Here is a 16565-nt window from a genome sequence, read left to right as displayed (position 1 = left end):
CCGCTTTTCTCAGGGCCCCGCTAGCGTTCGTAGCAGCCGCAAACTTTGCCCGACACGCGTTCACTGCCCTTAGTAGGCGACCGAGTGGCTGCGCGCGCTAGTTTTTTCGATCCTGCTCTGACGACAGACGCCCTCCACGCCGAAAATACATGTGGGAGGGCGAAACACGACTCGTGTTTTGCTTCAGGATAAAGGTCATGGCAAGTCGACGGACCGGCTTGCCATGACCTTTTTTTATTGAGGTGAGGTGAGAGGTCAGAAAAAAAGCCGACGGGCTACGCCCGTCGGCTCGTGAGTTCTGACCTCCGACCTCTCGTCTCCGATCTCTTCTCAGAGCGTGTCGAGCAACGCCTGGGCCTCGTCGCGCTGCACGAAGATGCCCGACTGCTCGTCCATCGAAGCGGAGAGCAAGCTCTTGGCCTGTTCGTTCTTGCCTTGCGCCACGAGGATCTTGGCCACCAGGTAGCTGCTGTCGGGGCTCAGCTTGCCGCCCTGCAGGCCCTTCTGGAGCGCCGCCACGGCGCCGCGCGCTTGGCCCAGTTGGTAACGAACCCATGCGAGCGTGATGTTCACGTCCGGGTTGTCCGAGTTCAAGCGGGCGTTGAGCTCGGCGAACTCGAGCGCCCGACGCTTGTTCTCCGGCTCGGGCAGATTGATCAGCAGCTGCGCCAGCTGGTTGTAAACGTCGCGGCTGTTGGCCGACACGGGAGCGAGCGAGAACGCCTTGAGCAGGTACTCCTCGGCCTGCTCGGGGCTGCCCGCCATGCGGGCGGCGACGCCCGAGAGCAGCCACACGTTGACCGTGTCGATCGACGTGGTGCGGCCCTTGGCCAAGATCTGCTGAGCACGCGCGACATCGCCGGTGCGGATCAACGCCGAGCCGTAGGCCGTCAGCAGCATGGGGTTCGACTGGTCGTCGGCGTAGGCCCGCTCGAACGCGGTGAGCGCCTTGTCCTGCATGTCGAGCCGGCTGTACATCAGACCGGCCGAGATCAGCGGGTTCGGCAGCTTGCTGTTGAGCCTGTGGGCCGCCACGAGCTCGGAATAGCCCTCGCGTTCCTGGCCGAGCATGAACAGCACTTGGCCCTTCTGGTTGTGGGCCGAGTCGCTGTCGGGGTCGAGCGCGAGCCACTTGTCGAGGCTCTCGAGCGACTCTTGCCAGTCGCGGCGACGCTGGGCCACGGCGCCCCGGCCGCGGTAAGCGCGGATCTGCAAGCGACGCTTGCGCTTCTGGTTGTCGTTGTAGCCGTCGATCAGGCGGAACGCCTTGTCGAACATCGCGTCGGCCTCGATGAAGCGGTTGCCGCTGAAGGCGTCCTCGCCGAGCATCAGGAACGGCTCCGGGTCGTTGGCCGAGTCCTGCTGCACGGCTTGCTCGAGCGCGGCGCGCACCGCCTGGCCGTTCCCCACGCCGAGGTACATCTTGGCGATCATCAGCCCCACGGGGGGCAGCTTCGAGTCGCGTTCTTTGGCCTGCTCCAGCAGCGTGCGGGCGGCGATCGGGTCTTCGTTGGTGAAACGCTGGATCGCGTCGGCAACCAAGGGGTAGCTGTCCTCGTTGGCGTTCGAAACGCTGTCGCCGATGAGCGACTCGATCGTCAGGCCCCGTCCAGGCGAGGACGCTGAGGCGCCGCTGTCCTGAGCCGACGCCAGCGGCGCCGCAAACGCGCTTGCCAGCAGGGCAGCGGCGGCCACAAGGCTCCGCCACGGGCGGCAGGGGGTGGGTCGGCCGGGGGCACTAATCGCAGAAGCCATGGGTCTCTCGCTCGGCGTAAAAAGGAGGATGGGCGTCCGTAGCCCGAGTGATCAGATCGAGGCAAGATCGCCGTAGTTCCCAGGCGGGTCGCGGCCGTCTTGCAGTGGACGACAGCATAACCGATCAAGCCGAAGTCGGTACGGGATCGGCAGTTAAGATCTTGTGTCGGCGACGGTCAAAACCCCTACAACCGGCTCCCCGTAGAGAAGCAAGCGGTCGCCGAGTCCAAGGTCGTCGCAAACATACGACGCAGTTGGAAGTGATAGCGTTCTTCTGCAAGAAGCGATTTTGGTGACTCGGGGCGAGGCGTGGTCCAATCGGCTCGTCCGAGCGGAAGTCATGATTTGCGTAGAGGTTGCGCCGATGTCGCTCGCCTTGACCCTTATGCCGCAACGCTATAAACTTTTTGTCCGGAAAGGTTTACGCGAATTAACGCTTGCCGGCGTCGGTTCCCCGTGAGGGCGATCGAGACGCTCGAGCGGACCGGATGCGCGAATCACCGGGCGCCGCGGCTTACGGGCCGCGGCTTGGAAACCGCGGCCCGTAAGCCGTTAGCCCCCGCAGATCGTGGCCCAAGAACCGCGGCCCCGGGCGCGGCGGCGTCGAGTGTCACGGATAAGGGGTCGAGGCAGGACGCGCGTTGGCGACTTCTAACGCCGCGCTTACCGCCGAAGCTCCTTTCGTTGCGGCCCTCCCGCGACGAGTCTTCCTACCCCGTTCATACCCCCTCCCAACCAGCTCTTTCTCTCGCAGCTTACGGCTATGGAAATCCTCGAACGCGTCTGGGAGTTGCTCGGCGCCCTCATCAATGGGGTGTTGGGCCGCTTCGAGCGCGCTGTCACGGGCATCTTTGGCTCGGCCAACGCCCGCTACTTGAAGCGTCAGCAGCCCAAGGTCGACGCGATCAACGCCCTTGCCGGCAAGTGCAAGGAGATGAGCGACGAGGAGTTGCGCGGCCAAACGGCCGAGTTCCGCCGTCGTTTGGAGCAAGGCGAGACGCTCGACGACCTGCTGGTCGAGGCGTTCGCCGTCTGCCGCGAGGCGGGCACGCGCTTCATGGGCATGCGCCACTACGACGTGCAGCTGCTCGGCGGCATGATCCTGCACGACGGCAACATCGCCGAGATGGTCACCGGCGAAGGCAAGACACTCACCGCGACGCTGGCGGCCTATCTCAACGCGCTGGCGGGCAGCGTTCACGTGATCACCGTGAACGACTACCTCGCACGCCGCGACATGGAGTGGATGGGCCCGCTCTTCACCAACATGGGGCTCACCGTCGGCGCCATCTACTCCGGCATGGAGGCCGACGCACGCCAAGAGGCCTACGCCTGCGACATCACGTACGGCACGAACAACGAGTTCGGCTTCGATTACCTGCGCGACAACATGCGGATCGCCGGCCGCGACGACGATCGTTTCCCCAAGGAACGCCAGCAGGCGCAGGGTCCGCTGACCTTTGCGATCATCGACGAGGTGGACAACATCCTCATCGACGAGGCCCGCACGCCGCTGATCATCTCGGGCCCGGCCGAGGACGACATCTCGAAGTACCAGCGCGCGGACAAGGTGGCCCGCCAGCTCAAGAAGGACCTGCACTTCGAGGTCAAGGAGAAAGAGCACTCGGCCAACATGACCGACGAAGGCGTGCGCGCCGCCGAGAAGCTGGCCGGCGTGGAGAGCTTTTACACCGCCGGCAACATGCAGTGGCCGCACCTGATCGACAACGCGCTGAAGGCGCACCACCTCTACAAGCGTGACGTCAACTACGTGGTCCAGGACGGCGTGGTGGTGATCGTCGACGACCACACCGGACGCCTGATGGAGGGCCGCCAGTGGTCCGACGGCCTGCACCAAGCGGTCGAGGCCAAGGAGGGGGTGCCGATCAAGCAGGAGAACCAGACCCTCGCCACGATCACGCTGCAGAACTTCTTCAAGCTGTACGACAAGCTCAGCGGAATGACCGGCACCGCGCTCACCGAGGCGGGCGAGTTCTGGAGCATCTACAAGCTCGACGTGGTCGGCGTGCCGACCAACCGGCCGATGCAACGGATCGAGTTCCCCGACACGATCTACCGCACCGAGCGTGAGAAGTACGTCGCCCTGGCCGAGGAGATCGAGAGGCTCCACAAGCACACGACCGTCGAGATGAAGAACGGCGATTGGTTCATCGGCCAGCTGACGAACGAGACCGATTCGGAGGTCGAGCTGCAGCTCGAAGGGACCAAGGACCGCAAGACGTTCGCCCGCGACAAGATCGCCCACGTCCAGCCGCCCGGGCGGCCGATCTTGGTCGGCACCGTCTCGATCGAGAAGTCCGAGAAGCTCTCCTCGCTGCTCGACGGCCGCGGCGTGAAGCACGAGCTGCTCAACGCCAAGCAGCACAAGCGCGAGGCGGAGATCGTCGCCCAGGCGGGCCGGTTGGGCGCCGTGACGATCGCCACCAACATGGCCGGCCGCGGCACCGACATCGTGCTCGGCGGCAACCCCGAGACGATGGCCTGGGCCAAGCTGCAGGAGACGTACGACTCGCGGCTCGACGTGCCCAACGAAGAGTGGGACCTGCTCGTCGACCAGATCGAGAAAGAGTACGGCATGAAGGAACAGGGCGCCGAGGTCAAGAAGCTCGGCGGCCTCTGCATCCTCGGCACCGAGCGCCACGAGGCGCGGCGTATCGACTTGCAGCTCCGCGGCCGCAGCGGCCGCCAGGGCGACCCGGGCTCGAGCCGCTTCTACCTGTCGCTCGAAGACGACCTGATGCGGATCTTCGCCGGCGACTGGGTCAAGGGCATGCTCACCCGCCTCGGCATGCAAGAGGGCGAGGCGATCGAGTCGAAGATGGTCTCGCGCCGCATCGAGGGGGCCCAGAAGAAGGTCGAGGAACGCAACTTCGAGATCCGCAAGAACCTCCTCGAATACGACGAGGTGATGGACGAGCAGCGGAAGCGAGTTTATGGCTACCGCCAGAAGATCCTCGACGGCGTGAACTGCCGCGACCTGATCCTCGAGATGATCCAGGAGCAGATCGAGGACCGGCTGAACGTGCTGCTCGACCCGAAGTACGGCATCGAGACGTTCGCCTCGGCGGCCGGCGCCGCGCTCGGCGTGGAGCTCGACGCGAAGGACTTTCGCAATCTGTCGTTCGAAGACTCCGAGCGCCTCGCCCACGACGAGGCGGAGCGGATGGCCGAGTCGCAGATCTTCGACGCGGTCGAAGAGAACCTGCCCGAGGAGGAAGAGAGCGAGTGGAACTGGGGCGCGCTCGCCAAGTGGACCAACGCCCGCTACGGGCTCAACTACCGAGACCGCGACCTCAAGCGACTCGGCCGCGACGGCGTCTCCGAGACGGTCATCAAAGACGCCCACCAGGCGCTCGCCAAGGTCGACCTGTCGCAAGGCGCTCGCTTCCTGGAGCACGACTTCGGACTGCAGTCGGCGTGCGGCTGGCTGGCCGACAAGTTTGGCGTCGAGATCGACCCGGCCGAGGTGAAGGACCAGGACCCGCCGGCGGTGATCGCGATCGCTTGCGAGCGTGCGGTCGTCGCTTACGACGCCCGCGAGGCGGAGTACCCCGTTCTGGCCGGTCTGTATCGCTACGGCGCGAAGAAGCAGGCGCTCGACCGCGAGGGCTTGGTCGAATGGGCCAGCCGCCGCTTCGGCGATGGGCTCACCCCCGACGAGCTCAAGAGCAAGCAACGCGAAGAGATCCGTCAGACGCTCGTTGCCCACAGCGCCAAGGGCATCGCCAAGGCGAACCAGCTCTCCGTCGAGGCCCGTGAGCAGGTCGACAAGATCTTCCAGGGCGGCCCCCAAAAGGGCGCGACGCTGGGCGTCGCCGCCGGCATGAACGGCAAGCTCGACGGGCTCGCCGATTGGATCAAAAGCCAAACCGGCGCCGAGATCTCGACCGACGACCTGGCGCAGCTCACGCAAGAAGAGGCGCAGCGCAAAGTGTCGCAGGCGGTCGAAGACCGTTACCGCCCCGAGATGCGTCGCATGGAGCGCTCGCTGCTCTTGCAGATCCTCGACCAGGCCTGGAAAGAGCACCTGCTGGCGATGGACCACTTGCGGTCGAGCGTCGGCCTGCGGGGCTACGCCCAAGTCGACCCCAAGGTGGAGTACAAGCGCGAGGGCATGCGGATGTTCGAACGCATGTGGGACTCGGTCGGCGCCTACGCCACGGACCTGATCTTCCGCATGGAGCAGCTCGACGAGAACTTCGTCGGCAGCACCTGGGTCGAGAGCGAGGCCAAGCACGAGACCGCCGCCAGCGCCACCGAGATGGCCAAGGAGCAGCAGGCGGGCCTCGACGCCGCCGATCGCGCCGGCACGGACCAGAAGGTCGACCCGATCCGCAACACGGCCCCCAAGGTCGGCAGGAACGACCCCTGCCCCTGCGGCAGCGGCAAGAAGTACAAGCAGTGCTGCATGCGGACCGGGGGATAAGGGTTTGAGGGGCTAGGAATCAGGGGCTAAGGACATAGCCGACGGCCTATGAAGCATGTGAGAGTGGCTTCAAATCCAATGGTGCGTCCATATTGACCAACGATCCGTCGCCCTCAACCGAGCGACCCGTCATTCCCAAAAGACACGGAGGTCTTCAATGCGATCGAACATTGCACGGATGTGGCTGTGCTTAGCCATCGCGTCGCTCGTCGTCGGCTTGGGTCTGTGGGTGGGCGCTTTGCATCGGCAGGTCGCGAAGCTGGAGCAGCGGCTTCTCGAAGCCAGAATCGATTCTGCCCTCGTCGGGGCAACGATTGCCGAGCCCGCAATCGCACCACGCGTCGAAGCAGCCATGGACCAACTGCGGGAGAGTCTGGCGAGCAACTCGACAAAGCGGTTCTTTCTCGATTTCCATTTCCCGGCCGATTCAGAGATCGACACAGGGTCAAGCGTGTACCGCGCCATGATGATCGACGCGATCCAGATGCGGCAGCGGTTCGCAGGAAGTGCGGCGATCAACTGAGGCGTGCTAGCAAACGCAAATGCCGATCTTCTTCACTTTATGCGTTTCTGTTATCCCACTCTCGTGAGGACGCAGAGGCGTCTTGTCATCTCATCCGCTTAGATTGCGAAGATGTCGTTCACCTTGGAACAGTGCAAGAAAGCAATCCCGGCACTGGTTGTCGTTTGGATCGTGGCTGAGTTGATCGTCGTTACTATGGATATCTACAGCCGAGGCTTGGAGTTGGCCGCAAGGGCGCCGGCGACGAATACTCAGCCCACGACCCCTCGATATAAAATCCCCTACATCGAGACCTCGGATGAAGTGCTCCAGAGGAGCTACTTGCGAGAGGGGAGTAGGTTAGCAGCGAATTATCTTGCCGAGAAGAATCTTGAGCGTTCAGGACGAGACCGTTATGCAACACCGGTAGTTGAAACGGACGTTCAATCGGAGTTTGACGCCGAGTGGCTCGAGAGCCAGGGCCCAAGCGAGGTCTCTCTCGGCGATCGTTACAGCACGGACGTCGCGGAGGATGGTCTTAGCTCATCCACGGCCAAATGATCCGTCGAAGAATCGGTGCAAATTCCAATCTCTAAACCGCTTTCATACTCGTTCAACGCCCTCTACCTGGCGCTGCTTCTAATCGCTTCGCCGGCGATCTTGTGGAGCGCGCTGCGCAAGAACAAGTACCGCGAGGGCTTCGCCGAGAAACTGCTCGGCAGGGCCCCGCGGCGTGAGGGCGACCGGCCCTGCCTGTGGTTGCACGCGGTGAGCGTTGGCGAGGTGAACCTGCTCGCCGGGCTGATCGCCGAGTTCGAGCGGCGGCGGCCCGAATGGGAGATCGTCGTCTCGACCACGACCAAGACCGGCTACGAACTCGCGAATAAGAAATACGCTGACCGCACCGTTTTTTACTGCCCGCTCGACTTCAGCTGGGCCGTGAGCAACGCGATGCGGCGCGTGCGGCCCGACCTGCTGGTGCTCGCCGAGTTGGAGCTGTGGCCGAACCTGATCGCCGCGGCCAAGTCGCACGGCGCCCGGGTCGCGATCGCCAACGGCCGCCTCAGCGAGAACAGCTACGGCGGCTACCGTCGGGCGAAGCGGCTCGTCGCCGGCGTGCTCGGGCGGATCGACCTGATCGCCGCCCAAGACGGCGCCACGGCGAGACGTTTCACAGCGCTCGGGGCGCCGGCCGAGCGAGTGGTGGTGACCGGCAGCCTCAAGTACGACGGCGCCGCGACCGACCGCCAGAACCCACGCACCCGTGAGCTCGCCGCCTTGGCCGGCTTCACGGAGAGCGACACCGTCTGGCTCGCCGGCAGCACCCAGGCGCCCGAGGAGGAGATCTGCCTCGGCGTGTTCCAGCGGCTTCAAGAGCGGTTCCCGCGGCTGAAGCTGGTTCTCGTGCCGCGCCACCCCGAGCGTTTTGACGAGGTCGCCAAGCTCCTCGACCAGAGCGGCGTGGGTTGGACCCGGCGCACGGCGCTCGTCGGGTCTTCGAGCCGGCCCGCGGAGCGGGTGGTTTTGGTCGACTCGGTTGGCGAACTCGGCGCGTGGTGGGGGGCCGCCTCGGTCGGGTTTGTGGGCGGCAGCTTCGGCGACCGCGGCGGGCAGAACATGATCGAGCCGGCCGCCTACGGGGTGGCGACCACGTTTGGCCCCAACACGCGGAACTTCCGCGACATTGTCGCACAGCTTCTCGGCGCCGACGGCGCACGCGTGGCGGCCGACCCCGATCAGCTACAAGCCTTCGTGAGGGAGTGCCTTGAGCACCCCGCCGAGGCGGCGGCGCTTGGGGAGCGGGCCCAGAGGTTCGTCGCCTCGCAGCTCGGGGCCACGGCTCGCACGATCGAGCTGATCGAGGGGCTCGCCGCAGATCGCACCCAAACGCAACGGCTCACGAGCGCGGCCTGAGTTGCGTTCTGGGGTGCGTTATTCTGGGAAGAGGCATGTGTTTGCAATTCAGTGCATGCCAATCTAGCCCAACCGTTACATTTTACTGGCGTGTACCGCGGTCGTGATTACCGTGGGGTGTAGGCGGCTGGTTGCCGCTCGGAGCGCGATTTTTCAGCCGCTCCCTTGCCGCAAGCCGGGGTAAAGCCCCCTCTCGCCGTTAGCGGCGGTCCGCCACCCGGCGGCTCGCATGCCGCGGCTCTCAGCTCTGCGAATGCCCGGTGCGAGGAACGCACCTGCGGCGAATCGGGCGGAGCTGCGCGCTAGTTGCACACCCACATTGAACCGACACCAACGACACTTTAGGCGCCGCTACACATGAATTCGCTCCGCCCCTCTGGGCGGTTGCGTGTTGTCTTTGCAGGGATCGCTTCGCTCGTACTGAGCAGTTCACACGCCACCGCTGTGCAGGTATCCACCGGCGACAGCCAGCTTTCGGGCTGGGTTTACGTCGACACGAACAACGACGGCCAGCTCGCCTTCATGGGCGACCCCCAGCCCGAGTGGGTGATCGACCAGGTCGAGGTCGGCCTCTACACGCAGACCGGCGCGGGCGAGCAGTTGCTTGCCACGGCGCTGACCGACCAGCAGGGACGCTACACGTTCACCGGCTTGGAGGCGGGGACCTATTCGCTGCGGCAGTCGCAACCGGTCGAGTACGTCGACGGTCTCGACACGCTCGGCACGATCTACACCCACGCCGGGGCGCCGGTGCTCGCGGGCGTTTCTCCCGGTGTGGTGCTGAACGACGCGTTCGAGCAGATCGAGCTGATCGACTCTGTGGTGGGCGACTATTACAACTTCGGCGAACGCGGCCTGTTGCCGTGGTACGTGTCGAAGCGTTACCTGCTCGGCACGGCCGACCGGCCGTCTTTTGTCCCCGAGCCGGGCGCCGCGGCTCTCTTGCTTTGCGCGTTCGCGGGGATCGCTTCCAAGCGTCGCTCTCGCTGAGGCGGCTCGACTCAGTAGTTCAGTTCGAGGCCGAAGTCGAGGCCGTGGGCCAGCAGCGTGCTCCCCTGGATGCCGGGAAACGCGGGGTCGGGCCCACCGCCCGCGGCCACCGGGGGCAGGTTCCTCGGGTCGACCGCCAGGCCGGGCGGCAAGTGATCGGCGGCTAGCGCCACCTCGTCCCACACGATCAGGCTGTAGCCGACACGCCCGGTGAGACGCTGGGTCAGGCGATGCGCCAGCGAGAGCCGCAGCTCGGGGATCACGGCGGTGCGGGTGTCTTGGTAGGAGCCGATGTTGGTGGCCGTTGACGTGAGCAACCCGCCGTCGAAAAGGAAGGCGCCGGCGCCGGGCACGGTGTTGAGCGTCGAGCCGTCGACGTCGACGGTGCGGCGGTGGCGACCGACCGCCACCTTGAGCAGGCTCTCGAACAGCCAGCCGTTGCGCTCGACGCGTGTCTTCAGGCCAAACTCGCCGCCGTGGAACTCGTTGCGGGCGTCGAACTGATCGCGGAGCTCGATCGTGGTGCCGGGCACCAGCGGCTGCGTGGTGCCCGGCAGCACCAGCAGGTCCTCGTAGATCGCCAAGCGCGAGTTGTGCTCGTAGTGGCGGTAGCCGCTCACCAGATCGATCCGCCACGACGGGCCTCTGCCGCACGGGTCGCAGCAACGCTTCAGGCATTGCTGCAAGCCGATCGATGCGCCCTGGAGTTCTTCGAACGACTCGACCCGAACGTCTCCATCCAGCTCGTTGAGCTGCGAGATCAGCTGCACGTCTTGCGTGTTGGTCTGAGTGTTGAAGAACGGTCGGGTCACGATCAGGTCGCCGTCGACCCCTTGGCTAAAATCGTCGCCGTCTTGGCCGAGGTGGAAGTAGTCGCCCACCAGGGCGAACGTCTCGCAGCTGTCGAGCCACACGCCCGCACTCAGCCGGACGCCGCTCCGCCAGCCGTCGCCGGCGGTATCGCCGCCGTAGAGGATCGAGGTCGAGGGATCGCCCAGCACCCCGGCGCCCGGGAGGGGCGTGCCGGTCGGGCTGGCCGTCACGAGCGGCGGCAAGTCTTGCCCGCTGAGACGCCACAACAGCGTTTCGGCCCGCAGCCAAAAGCTCTCGCCCCCGCAGCAGCCGCCGCACCCGCAGGGGCATGTCGCGCCGCCCGAGTAGGCGGAGTGCGAAACGAAATCGCCTTGCGGCTCGTCGACGGCAATCGCCGTGCCTGCGGCTCGGTAGTCGACCAGCGGGCCGGCGACGACAAAGTCTTCAGCCAGAGCTCCGTTGCCGGGAGCCAACGCCGCGGCGAGAACGGCGACGAGTGTGCACAGAACAATGCGGGCGCGTCGGCGCAGCCGACCGCCATCGTGGCGTGTCATCAGAGATCCCCCCTCCCCAAGAGCCGCCGATTCCCCCCGGCGGCGCGCACAGCCCGCACTCAATTAAGCGAAACGGGCGGCGTAATGTTCGTCATCGACCCGCGGGGCGACGCGTCATGAGGCGGGCGGAACAATTTCTCTGATCATCACCACCGTCGTGCTGGCGCCTGGAGACTGCTTGCCTATGAGGGCCCGCTAGCAACCGATCGAAGACGCGATCCTGCCGAGCCACGCGGTCACCAAGCGGGCGGATGCGATTCACCGTCGCTTTACTGCTCCGACGTCACGTGCTCGTGGTCGCGGATGTGGTCTGGGCAGTAGCATTGTTGCCCCTCGCATTGCGAGCAGTAGCGGAACGAGGTCTTGGGGGCCATGTCGCTGGTGAGCCCGCAAACGCGGCACTCGTGGGCGAGCTTCGTCGGGCCCTTGGTCTTCAGTTGCTTCGACTGCCGCCGCATCCGCTTGTGCCCTTGCTTCGCGTCACGCCAGATTTCGCCACCGAAGAACAGCAGGAAGTTCAGCACCGCCGCGACGATCAGCAGCCGCTCGACCCACGTCTGCGAGAAGAGCAGCTGGTAGGCGTACAGCAGCCAGGTGAGGCGGGCGAACCACTTCACCTTCACCGGCAGCACGAAGAACAGCATGATCTCGAAGTCGGGGTAGAGCCTCGCGAACGCCAGGAACACGCTGCCGTAAAGGTAGTCTCCCACGACGGCGCCGCCGCCCGGCGTGAAGGCCTCGACCAAGAACGCCGCGGCGATGCTCGCAAGGTAGCCGATCGCCAGGAAGACCCCGTAGCGGAAGTCGCCCCACGTGGTCTCGAGCGCCGTGCCCATCATGTAGTAGATGAGCCAGAAGAAGATCACAAAGATCGGGAACGCCCCGGCGGCGGGGGGGATGAACAGGAACGTGACCAGCCGCCACACCTGCCCTTCGAGAACCAGCTCCGGGAAGAGCGCAAACTTGAGGAACACATCGCCGCCACGCGGCAGCATCAGCTGCGCGAAGTAGACCACCACCTGACCGACGATGAGCAGCAGAGTCAGGTTCGGCACGGCGTAGCGGCCGAAGCGGCGTTCGAGTCGGTCGAGCAGTTTCATCCGACGCGCCGCGTGTTGATGCGTCCCGAGGGGACGGTCCTCGTAGAGAAAACCAGGCCGAAGAGGGTCACTCGCCCTTCGATCCGCTGCTGCCGGAAGAGCTGTTGGAGACGCGCGGGCCTCCCAAAAGCATATCGACCAGCAAGAACAGCCCGGCCACGGCGGCCCACAGCACCGGGTAGGCCAATATCTCCGGCCCCAACGCCATCACGCCGCCGACGCACCACAAGACCATGATGATAGGCAACGTAACCTTGATGCTCGGCAGCACGGCGGGCCTCGGCAAGGAATGGGGGGTTCTAGGGTGTCCGTTTCGCAATCAGCAGCGTACTCAATCGCGTCATTTCCCGGAAGGGGAAGCGTGGTTGGGGGAGGGGAACCGCCAAGACGCCAAGGACGCCAAGAAGAAAATCTGACAGGATCTATGGGATCAACGAGATCGGCGGAGGTCATTCCATCAGTGCTGTGAATTTGATCAAGAAGCGCTTGGCGTCTTGGCGGTTCTCCTTTCGGAAGTCGAGGAGACGATTGACCGCAGCGGGTGCGCCGAATCCACTGGAGGGTCGATGTCCACGAATTATTGAATGCACGTTCTATTCTTCGGCCCCCCAGCTCCCTATAATCTCAGGACTATGAGCAGCCCCGCGTCTGAAGCCACGAGCACCGACCCCGTTGTCCGCATCCAAGGCCTCCGGAAGTCGTACCGCGTTTACCAGAAGCAGGAGGGCCTGGGGGCCTCGATCCGGGGGCTGTTCCACCGCGAGTTCCGCGAGGTCCACGCCGTCAAAGGGATCGACCTGGAGGTCGCCCGCGGCGAGTTTGTGGCGTTCCTCGGCCCCAACGGCGCCGGCAAAACCACGACGCTCAAGCTCCTGTCGGGCGTCATCAGCCCCACGGCGGGCGAGGCCTCGGTCATGGGCTTCACGCCCTGGGAGCGGGCCAACGAATACCGCCGCCGCTTCGCCCTGGTGATGGGCCAGAAGAACCAGCTCTGGTGGGACCTGCCGGCCGCCGAGTCGTTCCGCCTGCACCAGCAGATCTACCGCATCGAGCCGACGAAGTTCGACCGCACCCGCGACGAGCTGACCGACATGCTCGACGTCACCCGGCTGCTGAACCAGCCGGTCAGGGAGCTGTCGCTCGGCGAGCGGATGAAGATGGAGTTGATCGCCGCGCTGCTGCACTCGCCCGAGGTGCTGTTCCTCGACGAGCCGACGATCGGCTTGGACGTGGTCGCGCAGCACAAGATCCAAGGGTTCCTGAAGCACTACCAAGAAGAGCGGCGCATCACGGTGATGCTCACCAGCCACTACATGAAAGACATCGCCGCGCTCTGCCGGCGGGTGGTGATCATCGCCCAGGGACGCATCGTGTACGACGGCTCGCTCGCCGGGATCGTCGACCGTTTCAGCGGCCACAAAGTGCTCACCCTGCTGTTCGCCGATCGGGCGCCATCGGATTTGGACCGCTACGGCGAGGTGCTCGAGGTCGAGCCCCCCAGGGTGCGGATCAAAGTCCCGCGCGACACGATCGCGGGCGTGCTGTCGAGCGTGCTCTCGAGCTACGCGATCGAAGACGTGAGCGTCGAGGACCCGCCCTTGGAAGAAGTGATCGCCGAGATGTTCGCCCACGCCGGCGAAGAGGCCGACCAAATGGACCACGCCGCCGCTACCTAAGCGAGATTTACCACAGAGGACACAGAGCACACAGAGAAAGAAAAAGAAGTGAAGAATAGGACGCGGATTCACGCGGATTAGGCGGATTGACGCGGATCAAACCCAAGCCTTTATCCTCGTAAATCCGCTCGATCCGCGTTGATCCGCGTCCCATTCTTTTCTTCCTCTGTGCTCTCCGTGGTGAAAACAAAAAGACTATGCCCGCCGCCAGCCAATCGCCGTTCTCTTCGTCCTGGACGATCTTCCGCATCAGCATGCAGGAGCGGCTCGTTTATCGGGGCGACTTTGCGCTCGGCACGCTGATGCGGTTCCTGCCGATCCTCACGCAGATCTTCCTGTGGACGGCCGTCTACAAGTCGGCCGAGGGAAAGGGCATCAGCGGCTACTCGCGCGAAGACGTGATCGCCTACTTCCTGATGACCATGGTCGCCCGGGCGTTCAGCTCGATGCCGGGGCTCGCCAGCGGCATCGCGGGGCAGATCCGCAGCGGCGAGATCAAGAAGTTCCTGATCCAGCCGATCGACCTGCTGCATTACCTGCTGCTCGGCCGCCTCGCGCACAAGCTGGTCTATTACGCCGTGGCGATCGGCCCGTTCGCGCTCGTCTTCTGGCTGTGCGGCGACTTCTTCCCTGAGTGGCCCCCGGCGTCGACCTTCGCGGCGGTCGCCGCCTCGCTTGTGATGGGCTTTGCGCTGGGGTTCTTCCTCGAAGCGACCCTTGGCATGATCGGCTTTTGGTTCTTGGAGGTCAGTTCGCTGCTGTTCGTTTACATGCTGATGAACTTCTTCTTCTCGGGGCACATGTTCCCGCTGGAGCTCTTGGCGGGCGCCGTGCCCGAGCCGTTCTCGTCGTTCGTGCTGTACCAGCCGCTGCAGTACCTGGCGTACTTCCCGGCGGCGGTGTACTTGGGCAAGATCGAGGGCGACGCGCTCACGCAGGGGCTCATGCTGCAGGCCGCCTGGGTGGTGTTCTTCATGGTCACCGCCCGCTGGGCGATGCACGCCGGTTACAAACGCTACAGCGGGTTTGGGGGATAAAGGGTGCAGGGATCAAACAGCAATCCGAAGAGAGGCATGCTCTTCTACCCCCGCCTGTGGGGCACGTTCGCACGCAACTCGCTGATCCGCGACATGACGTTCCGCTCGAACTTCCTGATCGAGATCGTGAGCAGCACCATCTGGATGCTCATGAACTTGGGGTTCTACGTGCTGATCTACCAGGTCACCTCGTCGATCGCCGGCTGGGACCAGCACCAGTTCTTCCTGTTCATCGCCACGACGATGCTGATCAACAGCGTCGTGCAGGCCTGCTTCATGCCGAACGCCCAAGAGCTGAGCGAGCTGGTCCGCACCGGCGGCTTGGACTTCGCGCTGCTCAAGCCGGTCGACACGCAGTTCCTGGTCTCGCTGAGGAAAGTGAACTGGTCGTCGCTGGGCAACGTGGTGGTGGCGCTCGGGCTGATGGTCTACGCACTGCCGCGGGTCGAGGGCCCGCCGCCGCACCCGATCGCCTGGCTGCTCTACCCACTTTACTTGGCGGTGGGCGTGGCGATCATGTACAGCATCATGATGACGCTCGCGGCCACGAGTATCTGGCTCGGCCGGAACCAAACGCTCTACGACTTCTGGTTCTACATTACGAACTTTTCTAGATACCCGATGGAGATCTACGGCGGGTCGGTCGTGGGCGACTCGCTGCGTGTGGCGTTCACGTACGTGCTGCCGATCTTGGTGGTGATCAACGTCCCGGCGCGCCTGTTAGCCAAGCCGCTCACGACAGAGTACGCCGGCCTGGCAGTTTTTGCCCTACTGGCGGGGGCAATGGCCCTGTGGGGCAGCCGCTGGGTGTTCCAGCGGGCGCTCTTGAGCTACCGCTCGGCGAGCAGCTGAACGTTGTACTAAGTCTGGGGCGAAGAATGAGCGATGCAGATTTGAAGCCTGCTGAGTCTAGCCCTAAACGGATCAGGTTCCGGATCTGGCACCTCTTACTGATCACAGCGATCCTAGCCGCCTGCTTCGCGCGGCTGACCGACTTTATTCCTTTCCGGGTGGAGCGGGAGGGCCTCGTGATCATCGTGGATGAGCCGACGTACCTCGCGTCCGTCGGGCATCTGCCAGTCGAAAAACAGCCCGATGAGAGTGTTTTTCGCCACGTCGCATTTTCGAACAAGCTGGAAACTTGCGAGCTGAGGATCACCCCTCCGGAGGTGATCGATTCCGTACTCGCGCTCGATCAACCCAAGTCGATCATGGCCGCTCGTCAGCCAGTCGATTTTAGATGGCCTTCAGGCGGTCTGAAGATCGCCTATCGATGGGCTAAGCCCTCGACAGAAAGCGGTGCGGAATACGCCGATGTGAGTTCAGATTCAACTGGGCAGTCTACAGGGCGAGCATTTGGTGGAAACGTTTCAGGATGGGATCAATCCCGCAAGACATGGGGAAAGCTATCATTATCACTGCAGTTTACTATGTTTCATGACATGACAGAGTTCGTAGAGACTGGATCGACAATCGTGACAGACTCACATCGTTTCCGGGGGAAACTCTACTACAAGGGGCCATCCCTAGATGAAGATCTGGTTTGGGTTTCCCCCGTACACGATGGAAAGCGTGTGCTGTTCGTGCTACGCAACGCCAACAAGTAAATAACGATGATCACTCGCCGACAACCGTGAGCACTGCCCGCCGCGTGCGCGGCTTCACGTCGCATACGAGGTGGAAGACCTACTGCCAAGTTCCCAAGAGCGGACTACTACATTGCCCCTACGTTCAGCGGGAGCTCTTGAGCTACCCCTCAGTGAGCAGCTGAGAGGCT

The 16565-nt window shown here is 64.1% G+C and carries 12 protein-coding genes; 8 read left to right on the top strand and 4 right to left on the bottom strand.

Annotated elements, in window-relative coordinates:
- Positions 1-330 precede the first annotated feature (330 nt).
- On the bottom strand, positions 331-1695 hold the full coding sequence (locus Mal64_RS14185; protein ID WP_197525773.1) for a tetratricopeptide repeat protein: 1365 nt from the start codon (positions 1693-1695) through the stop codon (positions 331-333).
- Between the two features lie 823 nt (positions 1696-2518).
- Between Mal64_RS14185 and secA the strand changes: the two genes are divergently transcribed.
- The 4 genes from secA to Mal64_RS14165 all read left to right on the top strand — a co-directional run bounded on the left by secA (position 2519) and on the right by Mal64_RS14165 (position 9608).
- Positions 2519-6202 carry a preprotein translocase subunit SecA gene (secA, locus tag Mal64_RS14180; protein ID WP_146401376.1) on the top strand — a complete coding sequence of 1228 codons (3684 nt, stop codon included), beginning with the start codon at positions 2519-2521 and terminating at the stop codon, positions 6200-6202.
- Positions 6203-6359: 157 nt separating this feature from the next.
- Positions 6360-6725 carry a hypothetical protein gene (locus Mal64_RS14175; protein ID WP_146401374.1) on the top strand — a complete coding sequence of 122 codons (366 nt, stop codon included), beginning with the start codon at positions 6360-6362 and terminating at the stop codon, positions 6723-6725.
- Between the two features lie 555 nt (positions 6726-7280).
- Positions 7281-8618: a 3-deoxy-D-manno-octulosonic acid transferase gene (locus Mal64_RS14170; protein ID WP_197525772.1), complete on the top strand. Its 1338-nt coding sequence runs from the start codon at positions 7281-7283 to the stop codon at positions 8616-8618.
- A gap of 444 nt (positions 8619-9062) precedes the next feature.
- Positions 9063-9608, top strand: a complete 546-nt coding sequence (locus Mal64_RS14165; RefSeq protein WP_197525771.1) for an SdrD B-like domain-containing protein — start codon at positions 9063-9065, stop codon at positions 9606-9608.
- A gap of 11 nt (positions 9609-9619) precedes the next feature.
- Here Mal64_RS14165 and Mal64_RS14160 read toward each other — a convergent pair whose 3' ends face one another.
- The 3 genes from Mal64_RS14160 to Mal64_RS14150 all read right to left on the bottom strand — a co-directional run bounded on the left by Mal64_RS14160 (position 9620) and on the right by Mal64_RS14150 (position 12361).
- On the bottom strand, positions 9620-10975 hold the full coding sequence (locus tag Mal64_RS14160) for a BBP7 family outer membrane beta-barrel protein (RefSeq protein ID WP_146401370.1): 1356 nt from the start codon (positions 10973-10975) through the stop codon (positions 9620-9622).
- A 269-nt stretch (positions 10976-11244) separates the two neighbouring features.
- Positions 11245-12075, bottom strand: coding sequence for a rhomboid family intramembrane serine protease (locus tag Mal64_RS14155; RefSeq protein ID WP_146401368.1), 831 nt, complete (start codon positions 12073-12075; stop codon positions 11245-11247).
- Between the two features lie 67 nt (positions 12076-12142).
- Positions 12143-12361, bottom strand: a complete 219-nt coding sequence (locus Mal64_RS14150) for a hypothetical protein (protein WP_146401366.1) — start codon at positions 12359-12361, stop codon at positions 12143-12145.
- Between the two features lie 346 nt (positions 12362-12707).
- On the opposite strand from Mal64_RS14150, the gene Mal64_RS14145 reads away from it, so the two are divergent.
- The 4 genes from Mal64_RS14145 (at position 12708) to Mal64_RS14130 (ending at position 16395) form a co-directional block, all read left to right on the top strand.
- Positions 12708-13751: an ABC transporter ATP-binding protein gene (locus Mal64_RS14145; protein ID WP_146401364.1), complete on the top strand. Its 1044-nt coding sequence runs from the start codon at positions 12708-12710 to the stop codon at positions 13749-13751.
- 197 nt (positions 13752-13948) lie between these two features.
- Positions 13949-14788 carry an ABC transporter permease gene (locus Mal64_RS14140; RefSeq protein ID WP_146401362.1) on the top strand — a complete coding sequence of 280 codons (840 nt, stop codon included), beginning with the start codon at positions 13949-13951 and terminating at the stop codon, positions 14786-14788.
- A 36-nt stretch (positions 14789-14824) separates the two neighbouring features.
- Complete coding sequence (locus tag Mal64_RS14135; protein ID WP_146401360.1) at positions 14825-15640, top strand: ABC transporter permease; 816 nt, start codon at positions 14825-14827, stop codon at positions 15638-15640.
- Between the two features lie 26 nt (positions 15641-15666).
- Complete coding sequence (locus tag Mal64_RS14130; RefSeq protein ID WP_146401358.1) at positions 15667-16395, top strand: hypothetical protein; 729 nt, start codon at positions 15667-15669, stop codon at positions 16393-16395.
- Positions 16396-16565: the final 170 nt, after the last annotated feature.

Source organism: Pseudobythopirellula maris (assembly GCF_007859945.1).
Classification (GTDB): Bacteria; Planctomycetota; Planctomycetia; order Pirellulales; family Lacipirellulaceae; genus Pseudobythopirellula; species Pseudobythopirellula maris.
This window is presented reverse-complemented; position numbering and strand designations above follow the sequence as displayed.